This is a genomic window from Bradyrhizobium elkanii USDA 76 (genome assembly GCF_023278185.1).
Lineage (GTDB): Bacteria > Pseudomonadota > Alphaproteobacteria > Rhizobiales > Xanthobacteraceae > Bradyrhizobium > Bradyrhizobium elkanii.
Map to the genome: position 1 here is coordinate 3,485,518 of NZ_CP066356.1, position 17,821 is coordinate 3,503,338.

The window sequence follows — 17,821 nt, forward strand, 5'->3', positions numbered from 1 at the left end:
GGCAAGGCTCCTGCGGGGCGGGGCACGAAGGGCGTCGGCGGGCAGCGATCATAGACGGATCATGTTGAGACAGCTCTTCGCGCCGCAGCTCGTCATTCTTTACGTGCTGGTGGCCTCTACGCTCTACGTTCACTTCCGCGGCAAGCAGCGGTTGCGCTTCGCCCGCCAGCTCGGCGATCACTCGACCTACCTCGCGCCCTACAATGTGATGATGTATGCCGGCTCCGCGGTGCCCAACACGCCGGTGATCCCGGTCGAGCAGTTTCCCGAGCTCAAGAAGCTCTCCGACAATTGGGAGACGATCCGCGACGAGGCCACGCGGCTGTTCGACGAGGGCTTCATCCGCGCCGCGGCCAAGAACAACGACTGGGGCTTCTATTCCTTCTTCAAGAGCGGCTGGAAGCGCTTCTATCTGAAATGGTACGACGACTTCCTGCCCTCGGCGCGGACGCTGTGCCCGAAGACGGTGGAGCTGCTCAACTCGATCCCGAGCGTGCACGGCGCGATGTTCGCGATGCTGCCGCCGGGCGGCAAGCTTGGGGCGCACCGCGATCCCTTCGCCGGCTCGCTGCGCTATCACCTTGGCCTGGTGACGCCGAACTCGAAACAGTGCCGCATCCTCGTCGACGGTGTCGAATGCGTCTGGCGCGACGGCGAGGCCTTCATGTTCGACGAGACCTTCATCCACAGCGCCGAGAACAAGACCGACGTCAACCGCATCATCCTGTTCTGCGACGTCGAGCGCCCGATGAAGTACGGCTTCATGACGGCGATGAACCGCTGGGTCAGTCACAACATCGTCAAGGCGTCGGCGACCCAGAACGTCGACGGCGAGCATGTCGGCGCGCTGAACAAGGTGTTCGGCAAGCTCTACGAGGTCCATCTCGCCAGCCGCAAGGTCAAGGAGTGGAATCCGAACGTGTATTACACGCTCAAATATTCCGCGACCGCGCTGATCCTCGGCCTGATCGTAATGTCTGCGCTGCACTGATTGCAGAGGCGTTGCCGCGTTGAAAGCAAAAGCCCCGGAGCTTCTTTTGGGCGTGCAATCAGCGATGCGCGACGCCCGCTCTCTGGAACAGCAGCGGCATGTGCTCAGGACTTGTGTGGCCTTTTTGACCCAAACGAGAGCTTGAACGATCGCCGGAGCGGCTGTGGCGCGGATATTGCCTTTCTGCTTGGGATGCGCTTACGCAGTCTTAAGTGGTCCCGCAAGGCGGCTTGGAGATCTCATGCAAGGCCAAACACAGGGAAATCTGAAGTACCCGGAATCGACGCTGCTCAGTTCGTCCGATGGCTTGGGCTGGGCAACAATATCCGCCGACCTTCGAACGCACCGCAGCTGGCAAGGACAGCCTTCCACCGTCGCGTCGCACGTCGAAGTGACCGTAGCGGTCCGTGGTTCGGATGAGGCCGTCGCGACCTGCAAGGTGGCCGGAAAATGGCACCCGGTGCCGTTGCAGACAGGGACAATCTGGCTCAATCCGGTCGGAGCCAAGGCCGACGAAATCCGTATCTCCGCGAGCGAGGTGCGCGCCCTGCACTTGTATGTGCCCACTTCGGCATTTGCGCGGCTAAGTCATGATTACAATCTGCCCCTACTGCCTGGCAATTCGGTCCGCTACTCATCCGGTGTGCAGGATGAAATGATCAGGCAGATCGGGCTGTCGATGCTGTCGGAGATGGAATGCCCGACCGCGGCGGGGCGCATGCTGGCGGAAACCTCGTCACTCTTCCTCGCTGCGCGGCTCATGCAAGCGCACGCCGAGTCCATGATCGCCGACGGCGCGTCGGTCTCCGCTCAACGTTTGGAAAATGGCAGGCTGAAGCGCGTGCTCGCCTACGTCGAAGAGCATATCGATGACGACGTTACGGTAACTGAACTCGCCTACGTCGCTTGTCTCAGCGTCTTTCATTTTACTCGGGCGTTCGCTGCGGCAATGGGGGTGCCTCCGCATCGTTACGTCAGCCAGCGCCGCCTCGAGGCGGCGAAGGCGTTGCTAGCGACGAACAGGTCGTCTCTGAGCGAAATCGCACTAAAGTCCCGGTTCTCCTCGCAATCGAGTTTTACGCGTGCCTTCAAAAGGGCGACCGGCGTCACGCCGGCGGAGTACCGGCAAAAGGCACGATAGCGGCGCTGCGCAGCAAGATCGGTCAAAACAACAGCAGGCACGGGACAGACGCAGGGGAAGCTGCTTCCTAATGTTGGCTGAGGCCTGCTCTCGTCTGGATGGCGCGACCAGGCTCCACAGACGAACAGACGGAGCTCTCCCTTGAGCCGAATTGCGAAACTCGCAGCCTTGATTATCGGAGCAAATCTCGTGACCCACGTTGTCGCAGCGGCGCCCGACGCCGCGATCGATCCGCGGATTGATCCTCAGATTCGGTCCTTCCTCGCCAAGATCAACAAGGACGGAAGTCCCTTCTGGGAATTGCCGCAGCCGAAGCCGCAGGAGATTCTATCCGATCTCCAATCGCAAACCGCCGTCGATATGTCCGGCGTCACGACGACCGAACGGACGATCAGTCAGGACGGTCGCATGGTGAAGCTGTTCATCATGAAGCCAGAGCACGTCGGAGAAAAGCCGGGTGTGCTGCTTTTCATCCACGGCGGCGTCTGGATCGTCGGTAACTTCCAGAACCACCAGCGCCTCTTGCGTGACCTCGTCGTCGGTTCGGGCCAGATTGGTGTGTTCGTCGAATACACGCCGCTTCCGTCGGCGAAGTTTCCGACGCAGCTGGAGGAATGCTATGCCGCGCTGAAATGGGTTGCCGCGCATGCAGGTGAGTTTGGCGCGGATGGCAGCCGCATTGCGGTGGCCGGCAATTCCGTCGGCGGCAACATGACCGCCGCGCTTACTATGATGGCGAAGGACCGCAACGGGCCCAAGGTCGGTTACCAGATACTCTTTGTTCCGGCGACCGACGCGAGCGTCGATACCGAGTCGTACCGCGAATATGGAACAGGACGCTTCCTGGCGCGCGCCTTCATGAAATATGGCTGGGACCTCTATGCACCGGACGCTCGGACCCGAGACAATCCCTATGTCTCGCCGCTCCGCGCCAGCATCGATCACCTCAAGGGCCTGCCACCCGCGCTCGTGATCACCGCTGAGAACGATCCTCTGCGCGACGAGGGTGAAGCCTACGCGCGCAAGCTAAAGCAGGCAGGCGTCAGCGTCGATGCGGTTCGTTACAACGGGACTATCCACGACTTCATGCTGCTGAACGCCCTGCGCCATGAGCCCTCCACCGAGGCGGCGATCGAGCAAGCCAATGTGGGCGTGCGCCAGCGCCTTCAGCCCTTGGCGAACTAGCGGGTCCGATCGCGACGCGGCGGCTAAGGCCGCCGCGTCCAAGACCCCCCGGAGCGAGCTCCGAGGCTTGTTTTCCGGGACGCATACTGAGAAATGCGCGATGTCCGAGGTCCAGGACTTATGGCGGGATGCGCTCATAACTTGAGCAGATCAACCATTGCTACTAACCGGACAGGTGAGGTTGTGCAGAGCACTGCAGCACGGTCCGAAGTGCGGGCGTGAGGAGCGAGACGGCCAGGATCAGTCGCGTTCGAAGACCTTGGCGCCGGGGTAGACGCGCCGGGCGTACGCGACGACCCACTCCCGGTCCTGCGTCTCCACGAATGGAGTTCGGATCTTGCACGACCCGACGATGAGGTGCCACAGGCCGTTCAGCTTCTGAATGTTGACGATCATTTGAGTGTTCCTTGAACAACCCGCATGCGTGACGGTCTTGCTATTTACGAATCGGAGCAGTGATCCTGATCACAGATTCGGGAGCACAACTCGCGCCCTCTGTAGAACGAGGATCGCTACTGTTAGTCGCGCCTCCGCAGAGTGAAGTTCGGAGCCATTTGTGCGTCCGCTGTAGCCCCGAGCATAAAATGGCCTCTCCATCGCTCAATTGTACGAGCGTCAGCACAGGTCATGACAAGGAATAGAGAAGTCATACCAACGTATGTCTGTCCGCAGGCGTAGCGGGACTGGGTTGCCGGAACCTGGACGACCGTTCATCGCCTCTTAGCCAACATTCCGCTTGGCGCAGCACGACGCCCTTCACTCTCGATCCGTTACACTGAAGTGATACAGTCGTATCCGGCATTTCGCATTGAGGGGACCTTGTCATGTCGGAGTCATCAGGAGCGTTTGCGACCACCGCGCTGAGCGGCTACGAGCTGCTGGCCGATCCGCAGCTGAACAAGGGCACGGCGTTCTCCGAGGCCGAGCGCGAGGCGTTCGACCTGCACGGCCTGCTGCCGCCCAATATCCTGACGCTGGACGAGCAGGTTTCGCGCCGCCTCGAGGCGCTGCGCGGCTATGAGACCGACATCGAGCGCTATGCCTTTCTGCGCGAGCTACAGGATACCAACGAGACGCTGTTCTACGCGCTTCTGGTCGGCAATTTGGAAGAGCTGTTGCCGATCGTCTACACGCCGACCGTCGGCGAGGGCTGCCAAAAATTCAGTCGGCTGTTCCGCAAGCCGCGCGGGCTGTTCCTCAGCATCCCGCATCAGCACCGGATCGACCGCATTTTCGCCCATCCGCGCTTCGATCACGTCGAGGCGATCGTCGTCACTGACGGCGAGCGCATCCTCGGCCTCGGCGACCAGGGCGCCGGCGGCATGGGCATCCCGATCGGCAAGCTCGCGCTCTACACCGGCTGCGGCGGCCTGCATCCGGCGACGACCCTGCCGATCATGCTCGACGTCGGCACCGACAATCCCGATTGCCTCGCCGATCCGCTCTATGTCGGCTGGCGCAACGAGCGCGTCCGCGGCCAGGCCTATGACGACTTCATCGAGGCGTTCGTCGCGGCGGTGGTGAAGCGCTGGCCGCGCGTCCTGCTGCAATGGGAGGATTTCGCCAAGAACAACGCGACGCGCATGCTCGAGCGCTATCGCGACCGGCTCTTGACCTTCAACGACGACATTCAGGGCACCGCGGCGGTGGCGACCGGCGCCTTGCTCTCCGCGATCAACGTCACCGGCGTGCCGCTCACCGAGCAGCGCGTCGCCGTGCTCGGCGCGGGCTCGGCCGGCTGCGGTATCGCCAGCCTGATCCGTGCCGCGATGGTCGATGCCGGCCTGCCCGAGAGCGAGGCGGCGAAGCGCTTCTTCATGGTTGACCGCGACGGGCTGCTGCTCGAGGGCATGAGCGGGCTCGCCCCGTTCCAGCTTCCGTTCGTGCAGAACAGGCAGGCGATCGCGGGCTGGCGGCTCAGCCATCCCGACAAGATCGCGCTGCTCGACGTCGTGCGCAACGCCAGGCCGACCGTGCTGATCGGCGTCTCCGGCCAGGCCGGCGCATTCTCCGAACCGATCGTCCGCGCGATGGCCGAATGCAACAAGCGGCCGGTGATCTTCCCGCTGTCCAACCCGACCTCGCGCGAGGAAGCGACGCCGGTCGATATCGAGGCGTGGACGGAGGGGCGGGCGCTGATCGGCGTCGGCAGCCCGTTCCCGCCGATCATGCGCGACGGCGCGCGCTTCAAGGTCGACCAGACCAACAACTCCTACATCTTCCCGGGTGTCGGCGTCGGCGCGCTCGCGGTCGATGCCAGCCGGGTCAGCGACGGCATGTTCATGGCCGCCGCCAAGGCGCTGGCCAGCGTCTCGCCGGCGCGCGACAACCCGAAGCACAATCTGTTGCCGCCGGTCAGCGCCCTGCGCGAGGTCTCGCAGACCGTGGCGCTTGCGGTCGCGCTGCAGGCCCACAAGGAGGGATTGGCGAGGGACGTTCCGATCGACCAGGTCGAGGCGCGGGTTCACGCCAAGGTCTGGACGCCGCGCTACGTGCCGTACCGCCGCAGCGATCGGGCTTAGACCCCGGCGCGGCCCCCGCATCGATTTGCGACCATCGTGATCGGGGCAGGGGCGGGCTCGACCCCGCTCGCGCCTTCTCAACGGGCTTGACCGAAGTAAGAATTTTCTTCAACATTGGTATGCCAAATGCCAGCGGCGGTCCTTCGGGGATTTGGACGTCGCGGTGTCCGCAGCCCGCGATCGCACAACATCGACACAACGAGGAAACGGGGAGGGAAGTCGAATGGCCAATCTTGGCATGTCGCGCAGGGAGTTGCTGGTCGGGTCGATGCTCACGGCGGTGGCCGCGGCGGCGCCGCGACCGCTCTGGGCCCTCGACAATACGGGCGCGCTGGCGCGATCGAAGACCGGCATGGTGACGAGCCCGCACGAGCTCGCCACGCAAGCCGGGCTCGAGGTGCTGCGCAAGGGCGGCAATGCGATCGAGGCGGTCATCGCCATCGGTGCCACGCTGTGCGTGACCTATCCGCATTTCAGCGGCCTCGGCGGCGACAGCTTCATGGTGATCAGCGACCGCAAGGGAAATGTGCGGACGCTGTCCGGCGCGGGTCAGGCCGCGCTCAACCTGCCGAACTACAGCGGCTCGGTCCCGATCCGGGGGCCGGGGTCGGCGCTGACCGCGGCCACGACCGTCGACGTCTGGGACCAGGCGTTCGATTTCAGCCGCAAGTCCTGGTCCGGAAAGCAGAGCTGGGCGTCGCTGTTCGCGCGGCCGATCGAATACGCCAGCAAGGGCTTCCCGGTCACGCCGTCGCAGCGCTTCTGGCAGGACATGGAAGCGAAGAACCTGAAGGACTGGCCCGACATCCAGCGCATCTTCATGCCCGCCGGCCGGATGCCTCAAATCGGCGAGCCGCTGGTCCAGGCCGAACTCGCGAAATCGCTGGAGATGCTGGCGGCAAATGGCGGGCGTGATTTCTACGAAGGAAAGCTCGCCGCGCGCATTGCGGCCGGACTGAAGCAGATCGGCTCGCCGCTGACCGCCGACGATCTGGCGCGCTGCCGCGCGCGCGACGAGACGCCGTTGCGCGTCGGCTATCGCGGCGGCGAGCTGCTCGGGCTGCGCCCGCCGACGCAGGGTCTCACGACGCTCGAGATCATGGGCATCCTCGACCGCTTCGAGCTCGCGAAATATCCGGAAGGCAGCGCGGACTACTATCACCTGCTGGTCGAAGCGGTGAAGCAGGCCTTCATCGACCGCAGCCGCTACATCGGCGATCCGGAATTCGTCGACGTCCCGGTCAATCAGCTGCTCTCGGCGAGCTACCTCGACGCGCGCGCGAAGGCGATCAGCCTCGAGAAGGCGATGCCGTGGCCGCACGTGTTCAAGAAGGGCGACACGGTTTATCTCGCCGCGACCGACCGGGACGGCAATTGCGTCAGCATGCTGCAAACCGTCTACTACGATTGGGGAAGCGGCATGGTGGCCGGCGACACCGGCATCATCTGGCACAACCGCGGTGCGTCGTTCAACCTCGACCCGGCCAGCCCCAACTGCCTCAAGCCGGGCAAGCGGCCGTTCCACACGCTCAATCCGGGAATCTATCTCAAGGGCGGACGGCCGCATCTGCTGTATGGCACGCAGGGAGCCGACGGGCAGCCGCAGACGCTCGCGGCGGTGCTGACCAGGCTGATCGACTACAACATGGATCCGCTCACCGCGCTGTCGCGACCGCGCTTCCTGCTCGGCAAGACGTTCTCCGATGCGCGCGACAGCCTGAAGCTGGAGAAGGATGCCGGTGAAGAGGTCTTCAAGGCGCTCGCCGGGCGAGGCCACGAAATAAGTCCGATACCGGCCCAGAGCCCGCTCGCGGGACATCCGGGTGCGATCCGGATCGACGCCGACGGAAGCATCACCGGGGCGCATGATCCGCGCAGCGACGGGCGGGCCCTCGGGCTGTCATGAGGCGAAGCGCGGCAGATTGACGGAGCCGCCCGGCGGCTGCCGGGCGCATCCGGCAGCCATGTGCGAAGCATGGTCCGCCACCCGGTGCGGGAGGCGGACGACGCCTTCGGCGATTGTCGCTCGCCGTGGCCGACTAAAGTTCAAGCCTCGACGGTCCCTCCCGGTGGAACTTTCCGGGGCGCGTTATCGTTCGTACTCAAACGAACCACAGTCAATATCCGTCCGGGGGCCTGCGAGGGAGAAACCCCCATGGCAACATTTGGCCCAACGCTTCGTCCAATCCCCGGCCTCGACGCCAACCAGCTCACACCATCCGAGCATCAGCTGCAGATGCGTCGTGCGGTGATCGCCTCCACGGTCGGGACCGCGATCGAGTGGTATGACTTCTTCCTCTACAGCACCGTCACCGGCCTGGTTTTCGCAAAACTGTTCTTTCCGCATTCCGATCCCTGGGTCGGCACGCTGGAGGCCTTCGCCATCTATGCGGTCGGCTTCGTCGCGCGGCCGATCGGGGCTGCGATCTTCGGGCATTACGGCGACCGCATCGGCCGCAAGTCGACGCTGATCGCGACGCTGCTGTTGATGGGCCTGGCGACCGCTGCGGTCGCATTGGTGCCGACCTATTCCAGCATCGGCATCTGGGGCGCGGTGATCCTGACCGTGCTGCGCTTCATCCAGGGCGTCGGCGTCGGCGGCGAATGGGGCGGCTCGGTGCTGATGTCGATGGAATGGGCGCGCAACGATCGCTCGCGCGGCCTGATCGCGTCATGGCCGCAATTCGGCGTGCCCTGCGGGCTGTTCCTCGCCAATCTCGCCGTGCTGGCCTTCAGCCAGATGTCGGGTGACCAGTTCCTGGCGTGGGGCTGGCGCGTTCCGTTCGCGCTCAGCATCGTCCTGGTCGGCGTCGGCCTCTACATCCGGCTCGGCATTCTGGAAACGCCTGTCTTCACCAGGCTGCTGGCCGAGCGTCAGCTCGACCGCACGCCGATGCTGACGGTGATCAAGGACCATCCCAAGGAGATCCTGCTGTCCGCCTTCGCGCGGATGTCCGAGCAGGCGCCGTTCTACATCTTCACCGCCTTCGTGTTCTCCTACGGCACCGGCACGCTGCACGTCTCGCGCGATTTCCTGCTCACCGCGGTGCTCGCGGCCTCGGTGCTGTCGTTCGTCTCGATCCCGGTGTTCGGGCATCTGTCCGACCAGATCGGCCGCAAGAACATGTACATGATCGGCGCGTTGGTGACCGGCATCTTCGGCTTCATCTACTTCGCGATGCTCAATACCGGATCGGCGTCGATCATCTTCCTCGCGATCGTTCTCTCGCTCATTCCGCACGACATGCAGTACGGGCCGCAGGCCGCGCTGATCGCCGAAAGCTTTACCGGACGGCTGCGCTACAGCGGCGCCTCGCTCGGCTATCAGCTCGCATCCGTCATCGCCGGCGGTCCGGCGCCGCTGATCGCGGCGTGGCTGTTCGGCACCTATCATTCGTGGGTCGCGATCGCGGTCTACATCGCGATCTGCGCCGTCATCACGCTGGTCGCGACCGCGCTGATGACCGACTTCACCGGCAAAGACATCAATGCGGCCGGCGCGCATGAACGTCGGGCTTGAGACAGCAATGGAGCAGCAGATGATGAAATGGCGAAAGGAATCGACGCTTGATCTCTATAACCTCGTCGCGGCGATCTTCCTGCTCGCCGCGCCGTGGCTGTTCGTGCGGGCCAATCCGACCGCGGCGATCGATCTCAGGACCAGCGGCGCGGCGATAGCGATCATGTCGCTGGCGGCGATCGTCGCGTTCTCGATCTGGGAAGAATGGATCAACCTGGTCGTCGGCTGCTGGCTGATCGTCTCGCCCTGGCTGCTCGGCTTCGCGCATACCCGCGCGATGCATTTTGCCATCGCCGCCGGCGCGGTGGTGGCCTTCATGGCGCTGCTCGAGCTGTGGCTCGAGTACGAGAAGACGCATTTCGCGCCGGCCACATCGCAGGCCGCCGAACGGCAGTAAGATCCGCCACCGGGGAGACCGAGGTGTGGCTCTTTGCTTTGAGCATGGTCTGCTCGGAAAACCGCTTCGCAACTTTTCCGGATCATGCTCTAGCAGCCGCGGCAAATGCCCTTGATCTTGCGGTCGACGATCGCGTCCTCCTGATCGATGACCTGCTGCGATGTCGATGTCGTCGCCGGAACATCGGCGGCGCGCGGCTGGCGATGGCCGACCGGCGCCGACCACGGCCTGCTCGCGGTTTCGTTTGACGCATAGGCGCGGGGCTGCTGGACCGCCGCCTGTGCGAAGCAAGCGGTCGCCATTGCCGCGGACATAATCGCAGCCCAGCCAAGCCGTACGCCGGGTCGTCGAAGATCGATCATGAAAATCTCCATGCCGTCATCGCCGCGTTTGCGCGCGGCCTTGATGACATGGAGTGCTCCGGTCGCTCCGGTATTCCCCGCTCCATCTGATGTGATCGGGCGCTCGCGGCGCGGTGATCGCGCGTGATGAAATAATTTCCGGGCGCGCGCGGTCCTTGATCACAGGAGCCGAGCTAGGTCGGCTTCATCCACCGTACGGAGAAATCCCATGACCAAATTGACCTTCGCAGCGCTTGCGCTGGTTGCGGCAGCCGCCTGTTCGACGCAGGCGTCCGCCGCCGGCAACAACGCTGCGGTGCGGCGCGCCAATGCTTCGATGACGACAACGACGGTCAGCAGCAAGACCACCGATTGCGTGCGCGCGCCGAAGGTTGGATCGTTCGCGACCGCCCCCTTCACCGAGCCGCCCTGCATGCCCGGCACTATGCGCTGACCGCACACAGCAAAAAGCCCCGGACCTGAAGTCCGGGGCTTTGGGCCTGGCCTCGTTCCTGAGGCGGTTATTCCGGCTTGCCGATCGTCACCGCGAGCTTGCCGACGCCGTTGACGCCGCATTCGAGCTTGTCGCCCACCTGCAGCTGCGAGACGCCGGCGGGCGTGCCGGTCATGATGATGTCGCCGGCGGTGAGCTTCACCTGCTGCGAGAGCTGCCAGATGATTTCAGGCACGTTCCAGATCAGCTCGGTGAGGTCGCCCTTCTGGGCTTCCTTGCCGTTGACGGTGAGCCAGATCTTGCCCGCGGTCGGGTGGCCGATCTTCGCGGCCGGCTGGATCGCCGAGCAGGGCGCGGAATAGTCGAACGACTTGCCGATCTCCCACGGCCGCTCCTTCTTGCGCGAGGCGATCTGCAGGTCGCGGCGGGTCAGGTCGATGCCGACGGCATAGCCGTAGACATGCTCGAGCGCCTTGTCGGCGGGAATGTTCAGCCCGCCGCTCTTCATCGCCACCACCAGCTCGACCTCGTGATGCAGGTCCTTGGTCAGCGGCGGATAGGGGATGGTCGCGCCATCGGGCACCAGCATGTCGGCATGCTTGCCGAAGAAGAACGGCGGCGCGCGCTCGTCATTGCCCATCTCCCTGATATGCTCGAGATAGTTGCGGCCAACGCACCAGATGCGGCGGACCGGATAGGTGCCGGATTCGCCGACGACGGGAAGCGAGGGCTGCGGGGGAAGCGGAATGACGGTGGATGCGGCGTTCATGAACGGGTCCCGGAGGGTTGAAGGAGGGAGCGCGGGCGGTATTTACGCGCTTACGCCGCTCAGGGCTAGTGGCCGCGGCTGCATCCGGCGCAGAGGTGAGGCCAGCTTTCCGCCGAGCGCGGCCGCCTTTGGTCGACAAAGGCGGTGGTGCCCATGAGGAAATGGCTTTCGATCGGCCTGGTGCTGATCGTTGTGGTCCTGATCGTCGCCGCCGTCCGGTTTTTCGTGGTTGCCCCGGAGCGGATCGACCGGGCGCAGAACAGGGTCCAGCGCGTTGCGCTGGATATCACGCCCGCCGCAACGGCCTTGCAGGCGACGCTCGACGTGGCGGACATGCATGCGGACAGCCTGTTGTGGAAGCGTGACCTGATCGCGCGATCCGATCGCGGCCATATCGATCTGCCGCGCCTGATCGAAGGGCACTACGCGCTGCAGGTGTTCTCGTCGGTCACCAAGTCGCCCAAGGGCCAGAACTATGAGGCCAACGGCGCCGACACCGACACCATCACGAATCTGGCCATCATCGATCTGCAGCCGCCGCGGACATGGTTCTCGTTGCTGCAGCGCTCGCTGTGGCATGCCGAGAAACTGCGGAGCTTCGCCGAGCAGTCCGCTGGGCGGCTGCGCCTGATTACGACGCCGGCCGACCTCGATCGCCTGCTCGCCGACCGCAAGGGCGGCGCGACGGTGGTTGGCGGCATGCTCTCGATCGAGGGCTTGCAGGACATCGAGGGCAATATCGCCAATCTCGACGTGCTCTACGCCGCCGGATTCAGAATGGCCGGCCTCGCGCACTTCTTCGACAATGATGTCGCAGGCTCGATGCACGGCGTCGCAAAGGGCGGCCTGACGCCGCTCGGCCGGCAGGTGGTGCAGCGGATGGAGGCGATGGGCATGATCGTCGACCTCGCGCATGCGAGCCACGCGGCGGTCGCCGAGGTGCTGGCGACGGCGACGCGCCCCGTGGTCTCAAGCCATGGCGGCGTTCAGGCGACCTGCAAGGTCAACCGCAACCTCACCGATGACGAAGTCCGGGGTGTCGCGCGGACCGGCGGCGTGGTCGGCATCGGTTTCTGGCAAGGCGCGGTCTGCTCGCTCGATCCGAACAATGTGGCGCGGGCGATTGCCCATGTCCGCGACCTGGTCGGGATCGACCATGTCGGCCTCGGCTCGGATTTCGACGGCTCGACCACGACGGGCTTCGATGCCAGCGAGATCGTCGCCGTGACCCAGGCGCTGATGTCGCGCGGGTTCTCGGAGGACGACATCCGCAAGGTCATGGGCGGCAACGTGCTGCGCGTGCTCCGCGCAGGCATTGCCCCGAAGGGATGAGAGGGACCTAGCCGGTGGCGCTGATCGGTGCCAGCGCGAGCGGTGACGGGTCGTGGTGGTGCTGCAGGCGGAAGAACGAGGCGTAGCGGCCGCCGCGGCGCAGCAATTCCTCGTGCCGTCCGCGCTCGACGATCTCGCCGCCCTCAACCACCAGGATCGCATCGGCGTGCATGATGGTGTGCAGGCGGTGCGCGATCACGATCGTGGTGCGGCACTGGCAGAGATGCTCGATCGCTTCCTGCACCTGCTTCTCGGACTCCGAGTCGAGCGCGGCGGTGGCCTCGTCGAGCAGGATGATCGGCGCGTTCTTGATCAGCGCGCGGGCGACCGCGATCCGCTGGCGCTGCCCGCCGGACAGCTGGGTGCCGTGCTCGCCGACCGGCGTGTCATAGCCGAGCGGGAAGCTCATGATGAAGTCGTGCGCGCAGGCGGCTTTGGCGGCGTCGACGATCTCCTGCTCGGTGGCGCCCTGCTTGCCGAAGGCGATGTTGGCACGGATGGTATCGCGGAACAGATAGACGTCCTGCCCGACATAGGCGGTCTGCTGCCGCAGCGACTTGCGCGACACCGACGAGATCGACTGTCCGTCGATCAGGATGTCGCCATCGCGCGTCTCGTAGAAGCGCAGCAGCAAGGCCAGCACGGTCGATTTGCCGCCGCCGGAGGGGCCGACCAGCGCGGTCACCTTGCCGGGCTCGGCGACGAAGCTCATGCGGTTCAGCACCGGTTCGCCCGGCCGATAGGCGAAGCTGACGTCGCGCAGCTCGATCCGCGCGTCGGAGAGTTTCAGCGCCGGCTTGTCGTCATCGATCTGTTCGCTCGCCGGGCTGTCGACCACCTCGAGCAGCATCCGCGCGCCGACCAGCTGGCTGTTGAGGTCAATGTTGAGTCGCGCCAGCCGCTTGGCCGGCTCGGTCGCCATCAGGAACGCGGTCAGGAACGTGAAGAACTGGCCCGGCGTGGAGCCGAGCGCCACCACGCTGTAGCCGCCATACATCAGGCAGCCGGCGACCGCGAAGCCGCCGAGCATTTCCATCAGCGGATTGGAACGGTTGGCGACGCGCGCCATCTTGTTGGCATTGGTCTCGACGGTTGCGATGTGCTCGTCGATCCGCTGCTGCATGGTGCCTTCCAGCGTGAACGCCTTCACGGTGCGGATGCCCTGCAGCGATTCCTGCATCGTCTCCATGATGTCGGCGGTGCCGGTGAACTGGTTGTAGGCGAGCCCCTTGATCCGCTTCACCAGCCTGCGCAGCATCAGCATCGCCGGCGGCACCGCCACGAGCCCGATGAACGACATCAGCGGGTCCTGCCAGACCATGACGGCGACCATGCTGACCAGCATCAGGAAGTCGCGGCCGATCGCATTGACCAGCATGTTGAGCACGTCGGTGATCGACTTGGCGCCGGCGGTCAGCCGCGCCAGGAATTCCGACGAGTGCCGCTGCGAGAAGAAGCCGATGCTCTCGCTCATCAGCTTGGCGAAGAGCTGCCGCTGGTTGCTGGCGAGGATGGCGTTGGAGATCTTGTTCAGGATCACCATGTGGCCGTAGGTCGCCACGCCCTTGATGAACAGCAGCACCACCGTGATCCCGGCGAACATCGCGATGCCGGGGATGTTCTTGTCGACATAGGCTTGGTTGATCACCTGGCCGAGCACGTAGGTGGCGCCGGCCGTCGAGCCGGCCGCAACGGCCATCAGGGCGAACGCCGTCAGATAGCGCCGCCAATAGGTAATCCCTTGTTCCGTGACCAGGCGGCGAATCAGGATCGCCGCGCCATAGGGATCGTCGGTAATTTTCTTTGGAAACTGGGCCATCCGCGTTCCATTGACGGCGGGCAGCGCCGGCCGTCAGGGTTGCGGGACCTCCTTGCCCGCTTGGTGGGGCTTTTTCAAGCACAATAACTGCTTGATAACGGTTTGTTTTTTAGGCCGATTCCGCCTGTCGCGCGGAGCCCGCGCGCTCCCGGAACAGCTTCTCCTCCCAGGCCAGTGCGTGGCTCGCGATGGTCTCGAGATCGTCGTAATGCGGGGTCCAGTCGAGCAGCGAGCGGATCCTTGTCGTATCGGCCACCATGGTCATGATGTCGCCGGGCCGCCGCGCGGCGTAGGCGACCGCGAAATTGCGCATCGAGACCCGGCGCACCGCCTCGATGGTTTCGAGCACGGAATAGCCGCGGCCATAACCGCAATTCAGCGTCACCGATTGCCCGCCGGCACACAGATAGGACAACGCCGAGCGATGCGCCTCGACGAGGTCGCTGACATGGATGAAGTCCCTGATGCAGCTGCCGTCCTGGGTCGGATAGTCGGTGCCGAACACGTCGATCTTGGCGCGCTGGCCGGTTGCGGCCTCGACTGCGATCTTGAGCAGATGGGTGGCGCCGATGGTGGCAAGGCCGACGCGGCCCTTCGGGTCGGCGCCGGCGACGTTGAAGTAGCGCAGCACGACGTAGCTCATGCCATGAGCGGATGCGACATCGTGCAGCATGATCTCGGTCATCAGCTTCGACGAGCCGTAGGGCGACAGCGGACGGGTCGGTGCGATCTCCGGCACCGGCACCTGGTCCGGGTTGCCGTAGACGGCCGCGGTCGAGGAGAAGATGAAACGGCTGACGCCGCCCTTGACCGCCGCGTTGAGCAGGCTGCGCGTCGTCATGGTGTTGTTGCGGTAGTAGCCGAGCGGATCGCGCATCGAGTCCGGCACCACGACGGAGCCCGCGAAATGGATGATGCTGTCGATGCCGTGCTGGGCGATCACGCCTTCGACGAGGTTCTCGTCGCCGGCGTCGCCGATGAACAGCGGCACGCCTTCGGGCAGGAACGCGGAGAAGCCGGTGGAAAGGTTGTCGATCACGACGACGCTCTCGCCGGCATCGACCAGCGCATGAACCATGTGACTTCCGATATAGCCGGCGCCGCCGGTCACGAGCACGGTCATGGATGGAGCTCTCCCAATATTCTTTAATTGACGATGCTAGCGGGAGTGCGGTGAAGAGGGGGTTTCGCCGCGGCCGAACTGGCCACTATGCTTAATGTTGCGTATAGGAACTGGCACGAAACGGAGACTTGCGTGCCGATCGAGAACACACCTGCCGGCGAGCTCGAGCTCATCGTGCCCAATCTGCACCGACGTTATTCGGGTGTCACCGCGACCAACCGCATGGTCGCGCCGAAACTTGCAAAGATGCTTCGCGCAGGCTGGCTCGGCTCGCATCGGCCCGACGGCATCGACGCGATCGGATTTGCCGATCTCCTGCACCTGTGGCGGCGGGCGCGGCCCGTGATCTGGCATGCGCGGCGCAACGACGAGATGATTGCCGGGCTCGTGTTGCGCGCGCTTGGCTGGCCGCTGAAACTGATCTTCACCTCGGCGGCGCAGCGCCATCACACCTGGCTGACGCGCTGGCTGATCCGCAACATGGATGCGATCATCGCGACCAGTCCGCTGTCGGCCTCCTATCTGAAGCGCGACGCGACAGTGGTGATGCACGGCGTCGACACGGATCGTTATGCGCCGCCCGCCGATCGCGCGAGCGCCTTCGCCGAGAGCGGACTGCCGGGGCGCTATGCGATCGGCTGCTTCGGGCGGGTGCGCGCGCAGAAGGGCAGCGACGTGTTCGTCGAGGCGATGTGCAGGCTGCTGCCGCGCTATCCCGATTTCACCGCGGTCATCGTCGGCGCCGTGGTGCCGGAGCAGTTGGCCTTTGCCAACGAGCTGAAGCGGAAGATCGAGGCCGCCGGCCTGCAATCGCGCATCATCATCACGGGCGAACTGCCGATCGAGGATGTCGTGCGCTGGTACCAGCGGCTGACGATCTACGCCTTCACCTCGCGCAATGAAGGTTTCGGCCTGACCCTGATCGAGGCGATGTCGGCGGGCGCGGCGCTGGTGGCGGCGCGCGCGGGCGCTGCCGAGTTCGTGGTCGAGGACGGCGTCACCGGCGTGCTGACGTCGCCCGGCAACGCCGACGCGCTGGTGGCCGCGCTGGAGCCGTTGATGCGCGATCCGGCATCGGCCGCGGCGATGAGCGCGCGGGCGCGCCAACGAGTTGTGGATAAGTTCAGCCTCGATGCGGAAGCGGGCGCGATCGCCAAGGTCTATCGCGCGCTGACTTGAGCCAGCACGCGCTGCGCAATCTCCACGACCTCTTCGGGGAAGATGTCGCGCATGCAGCGATGGTCGTTCATGGTGCAGACCGTGCGCTGGCACGGCTGGCACGACAACTTGCTCCTGGTCTGCAGCACCGTCGCGGCGAGGCCGTTGAGGGGCGCCCAGAGATAAGGATCGGTCGGGCCGAAGATGCCCATGGTCGGCGTGCCGATTGCGGCGGCGATGTGCATCAGCCCGGAGTCGTTGGTCACAGCGACGCTGGCCGCGGCCATCGCAAGGATGCCGTTGCGCAGGTCGGTGCCGGTGAGGTCGCGGACCCGCGCGCCGCCGGCTGCCGTGATCTCCTGCGCCAGCGCCTTCTCGCCGGGGCCGCCGACCACCCAGACGTCGAAGCCATGTTCGGCGAACTGCCGCGCGGCCTCCGGATAATAGGTCCAGCGTTTCGAGACGCCGACCGAGCCGGGTCCGAGCGCGATGGCGGGCCCACGGCCGAGGCCGTTGGCCTGCCGCCAGCGTTCGATGTCGTCCGCGGGAACCCGGAGCTGCGGCACCGGCCATTCCGGCGGGCGGGCGGCGCCGTCAGGCAGCGCCAGGATCGCGTTCTTGTCGATGAAGCGCGGCTGCCGCTTTTCGCCCCATCGCATCGCGTTGATGAGGCCGAACCGCACCTCGCCAAAGAAGCCGACCCGTTCCGGGATGCCCGCCAGCGCCGGCGCGAGAGCGGCCTTCCAGGTCCGCGGCAGCACCAGCGCGGTGGCGTAGTTCCGGCTGCGAAGCTCGGCCGCGAGGGCCTGCTGCTGGGCCAGCGCCAGCCGGCTGCGCGGCAGGTCGAACACGATCCCGGCGCGAACATCGGGCATATAATCGACCAAAGGGGCGCAAAGCCGGGATGTCAGAAGGTCGATCGGCCGGTTCGGCCAGCGCTTGCGGAGCACCCTGACCACGGTGTGGCCGCGCACGAAATCGCCGATCCAAACATAGGGCACGACGAGGATAGGTCTGGTATCCTCGGTGTCCTGTGTTTCGATATCAGATATTGAATCAATATTCATTT

General features: G+C 64.9%; 16 protein-coding genes. 10 read left to right on the forward strand and 6 right to left on the reverse strand.

Annotated elements, in window-relative coordinates; translation table 11 throughout:
* Positions 1-61: 61 nt before the first annotated feature.
* The 3 genes from JEY66_RS16650 to JEY66_RS16660 all read left to right on the forward strand — a co-directional run bounded on the left by JEY66_RS16650 (position 62) and on the right by JEY66_RS16660 (position 3,317).
* A complete protein-coding gene (locus JEY66_RS16650; protein WP_018272641.1) occupies positions 62-991 on the forward strand; it encodes an aspartyl/asparaginyl beta-hydroxylase domain-containing protein in 930 nt (309 codons plus the stop codon).
* A 241-nt stretch (positions 992-1,232) separates the two neighbouring features.
* A complete protein-coding gene (locus JEY66_RS16655) occupies positions 1,233-2,132 on the forward strand; it encodes a helix-turn-helix domain-containing protein (RefSeq protein WP_018272640.1) in 900 nt (299 codons plus the stop codon).
* 141 nt (positions 2,133-2,273) lie between these two features.
* Positions 2,274-3,317 (forward strand): alpha/beta hydrolase, encoded by a 1,044-nt coding sequence (locus JEY66_RS16660; RefSeq protein ID WP_026193031.1) that lies wholly within the window; start codon positions 2,274-2,276, stop codon positions 3,315-3,317.
* 240 nt (positions 3,318-3,557) lie between these two features.
* Here JEY66_RS16660 and JEY66_RS16665 read toward each other — a convergent pair whose 3' ends face one another.
* Complete coding sequence (locus JEY66_RS16665) at positions 3,558-3,713, reverse strand: hypothetical protein (RefSeq protein WP_018272638.1); 156 nt, start codon at positions 3,711-3,713, stop codon at positions 3,558-3,560.
* A gap of 428 nt (positions 3,714-4,141) precedes the next feature.
* Between JEY66_RS16665 and JEY66_RS16670 the strand changes: the two genes are divergently transcribed.
* The 4 genes from JEY66_RS16670 to JEY66_RS16685 all read left to right on the forward strand — a co-directional run bounded on the left by JEY66_RS16670 (position 4,142) and on the right by JEY66_RS16685 (position 9,756).
* Entirely contained in the window at positions 4,142-5,839 is a 1,698-nt protein-coding gene (locus JEY66_RS16670) for an NAD-dependent malic enzyme (protein WP_018272637.1), read from the forward strand.
* Positions 5,840-6,062: 223 nt separating this feature from the next.
* The gene (gene ggt, locus JEY66_RS16675) at positions 6,063-7,745 is read left to right on the forward strand and encodes a gamma-glutamyltransferase (RefSeq protein ID WP_018272636.1); all 1,683 of its coding nucleotides are present in this window, start codon (positions 6,063-6,065) and stop codon (positions 7,743-7,745) included.
* A gap of 249 nt (positions 7,746-7,994) precedes the next feature.
* Positions 7,995-9,359 (forward strand): MFS transporter, encoded by a 1,365-nt coding sequence (locus JEY66_RS16680; RefSeq protein ID WP_080650391.1) that lies wholly within the window; start codon positions 7,995-7,997, stop codon positions 9,357-9,359.
* A 19-nt stretch (positions 9,360-9,378) separates the two neighbouring features.
* Positions 9,379-9,756 (forward strand): SPW repeat protein, encoded by a 378-nt coding sequence (locus JEY66_RS16685; RefSeq protein ID WP_129965142.1) that lies wholly within the window; start codon positions 9,379-9,381, stop codon positions 9,754-9,756.
* A gap of 89 nt (positions 9,757-9,845) precedes the next feature.
* Here the strand turns inward: JEY66_RS16685 and JEY66_RS16690 are convergent, their stop codons facing one another.
* Complete coding sequence (locus JEY66_RS16690) at positions 9,846-10,118, reverse strand: hypothetical protein (RefSeq protein WP_063710734.1); 273 nt, start codon at positions 10,116-10,118, stop codon at positions 9,846-9,848.
* 208 nt (positions 10,119-10,326) lie between these two features.
* Here JEY66_RS16690 and JEY66_RS16695 point away from each other — a divergent pair, with 208 nt between their 5' ends.
* Positions 10,327-10,551 (forward strand): hypothetical protein, encoded by a 225-nt coding sequence (locus JEY66_RS16695; protein WP_080650390.1) that lies wholly within the window; start codon positions 10,327-10,329, stop codon positions 10,549-10,551.
* A gap of 67 nt (positions 10,552-10,618) precedes the next feature.
* Here the strand turns inward: JEY66_RS16695 and JEY66_RS16700 are convergent, their stop codons facing one another.
* Positions 10,619-11,320 (reverse strand): fumarylacetoacetate hydrolase family protein, encoded by a 702-nt coding sequence (locus JEY66_RS16700; protein ID WP_018272631.1) that lies wholly within the window; start codon positions 11,318-11,320, stop codon positions 10,619-10,621.
* Between the two features lie 153 nt (positions 11,321-11,473).
* Here JEY66_RS16700 and JEY66_RS16705 point away from each other — a divergent pair, with 153 nt between their 5' ends.
* Complete coding sequence (locus JEY66_RS16705) at positions 11,474-12,652, forward strand: dipeptidase (RefSeq protein WP_018272630.1); 1,179 nt, start codon at positions 11,474-11,476, stop codon at positions 12,650-12,652.
* A 7-nt stretch (positions 12,653-12,659) separates the two neighbouring features.
* Here JEY66_RS16705 and JEY66_RS16710 read toward each other — a convergent pair whose 3' ends face one another.
* Both JEY66_RS16710 and galE read right to left on the reverse strand, forming a co-directional pair.
* Entirely contained in the window at positions 12,660-14,471 is a 1,812-nt protein-coding gene (locus JEY66_RS16710) for an ABC transporter ATP-binding protein (protein WP_018272629.1), read from the reverse strand.
* 109 nt (positions 14,472-14,580) lie between these two features.
* Complete coding sequence (gene galE / locus JEY66_RS16715; RefSeq protein ID WP_018272628.1) at positions 14,581-15,594, reverse strand: UDP-glucose 4-epimerase GalE; 1,014 nt, start codon at positions 15,592-15,594, stop codon at positions 14,581-14,583.
* Between the two features lie 138 nt (positions 15,595-15,732).
* On the opposite strand from galE, the gene JEY66_RS16720 reads away from it, so the two are divergent.
* Complete coding sequence (locus tag JEY66_RS16720) at positions 15,733-16,773, forward strand: glycosyltransferase family 4 protein (protein ID WP_026193029.1); 1,041 nt, start codon at positions 15,733-15,735, stop codon at positions 16,771-16,773.
* Here JEY66_RS16720 and waaF read toward each other — a convergent pair.
* Positions 16,755-17,819, reverse strand: a complete 1,065-nt coding sequence (gene waaF / locus JEY66_RS16725) for a lipopolysaccharide heptosyltransferase II (RefSeq protein WP_018272626.1) — start codon at positions 17,817-17,819, stop codon at positions 16,755-16,757. The two genes, JEY66_RS16720 and waaF, sit on opposite strands and share 19 nt — an antisense overlap.
* Positions 17,820-17,821 lie beyond the last annotated feature (2 nt).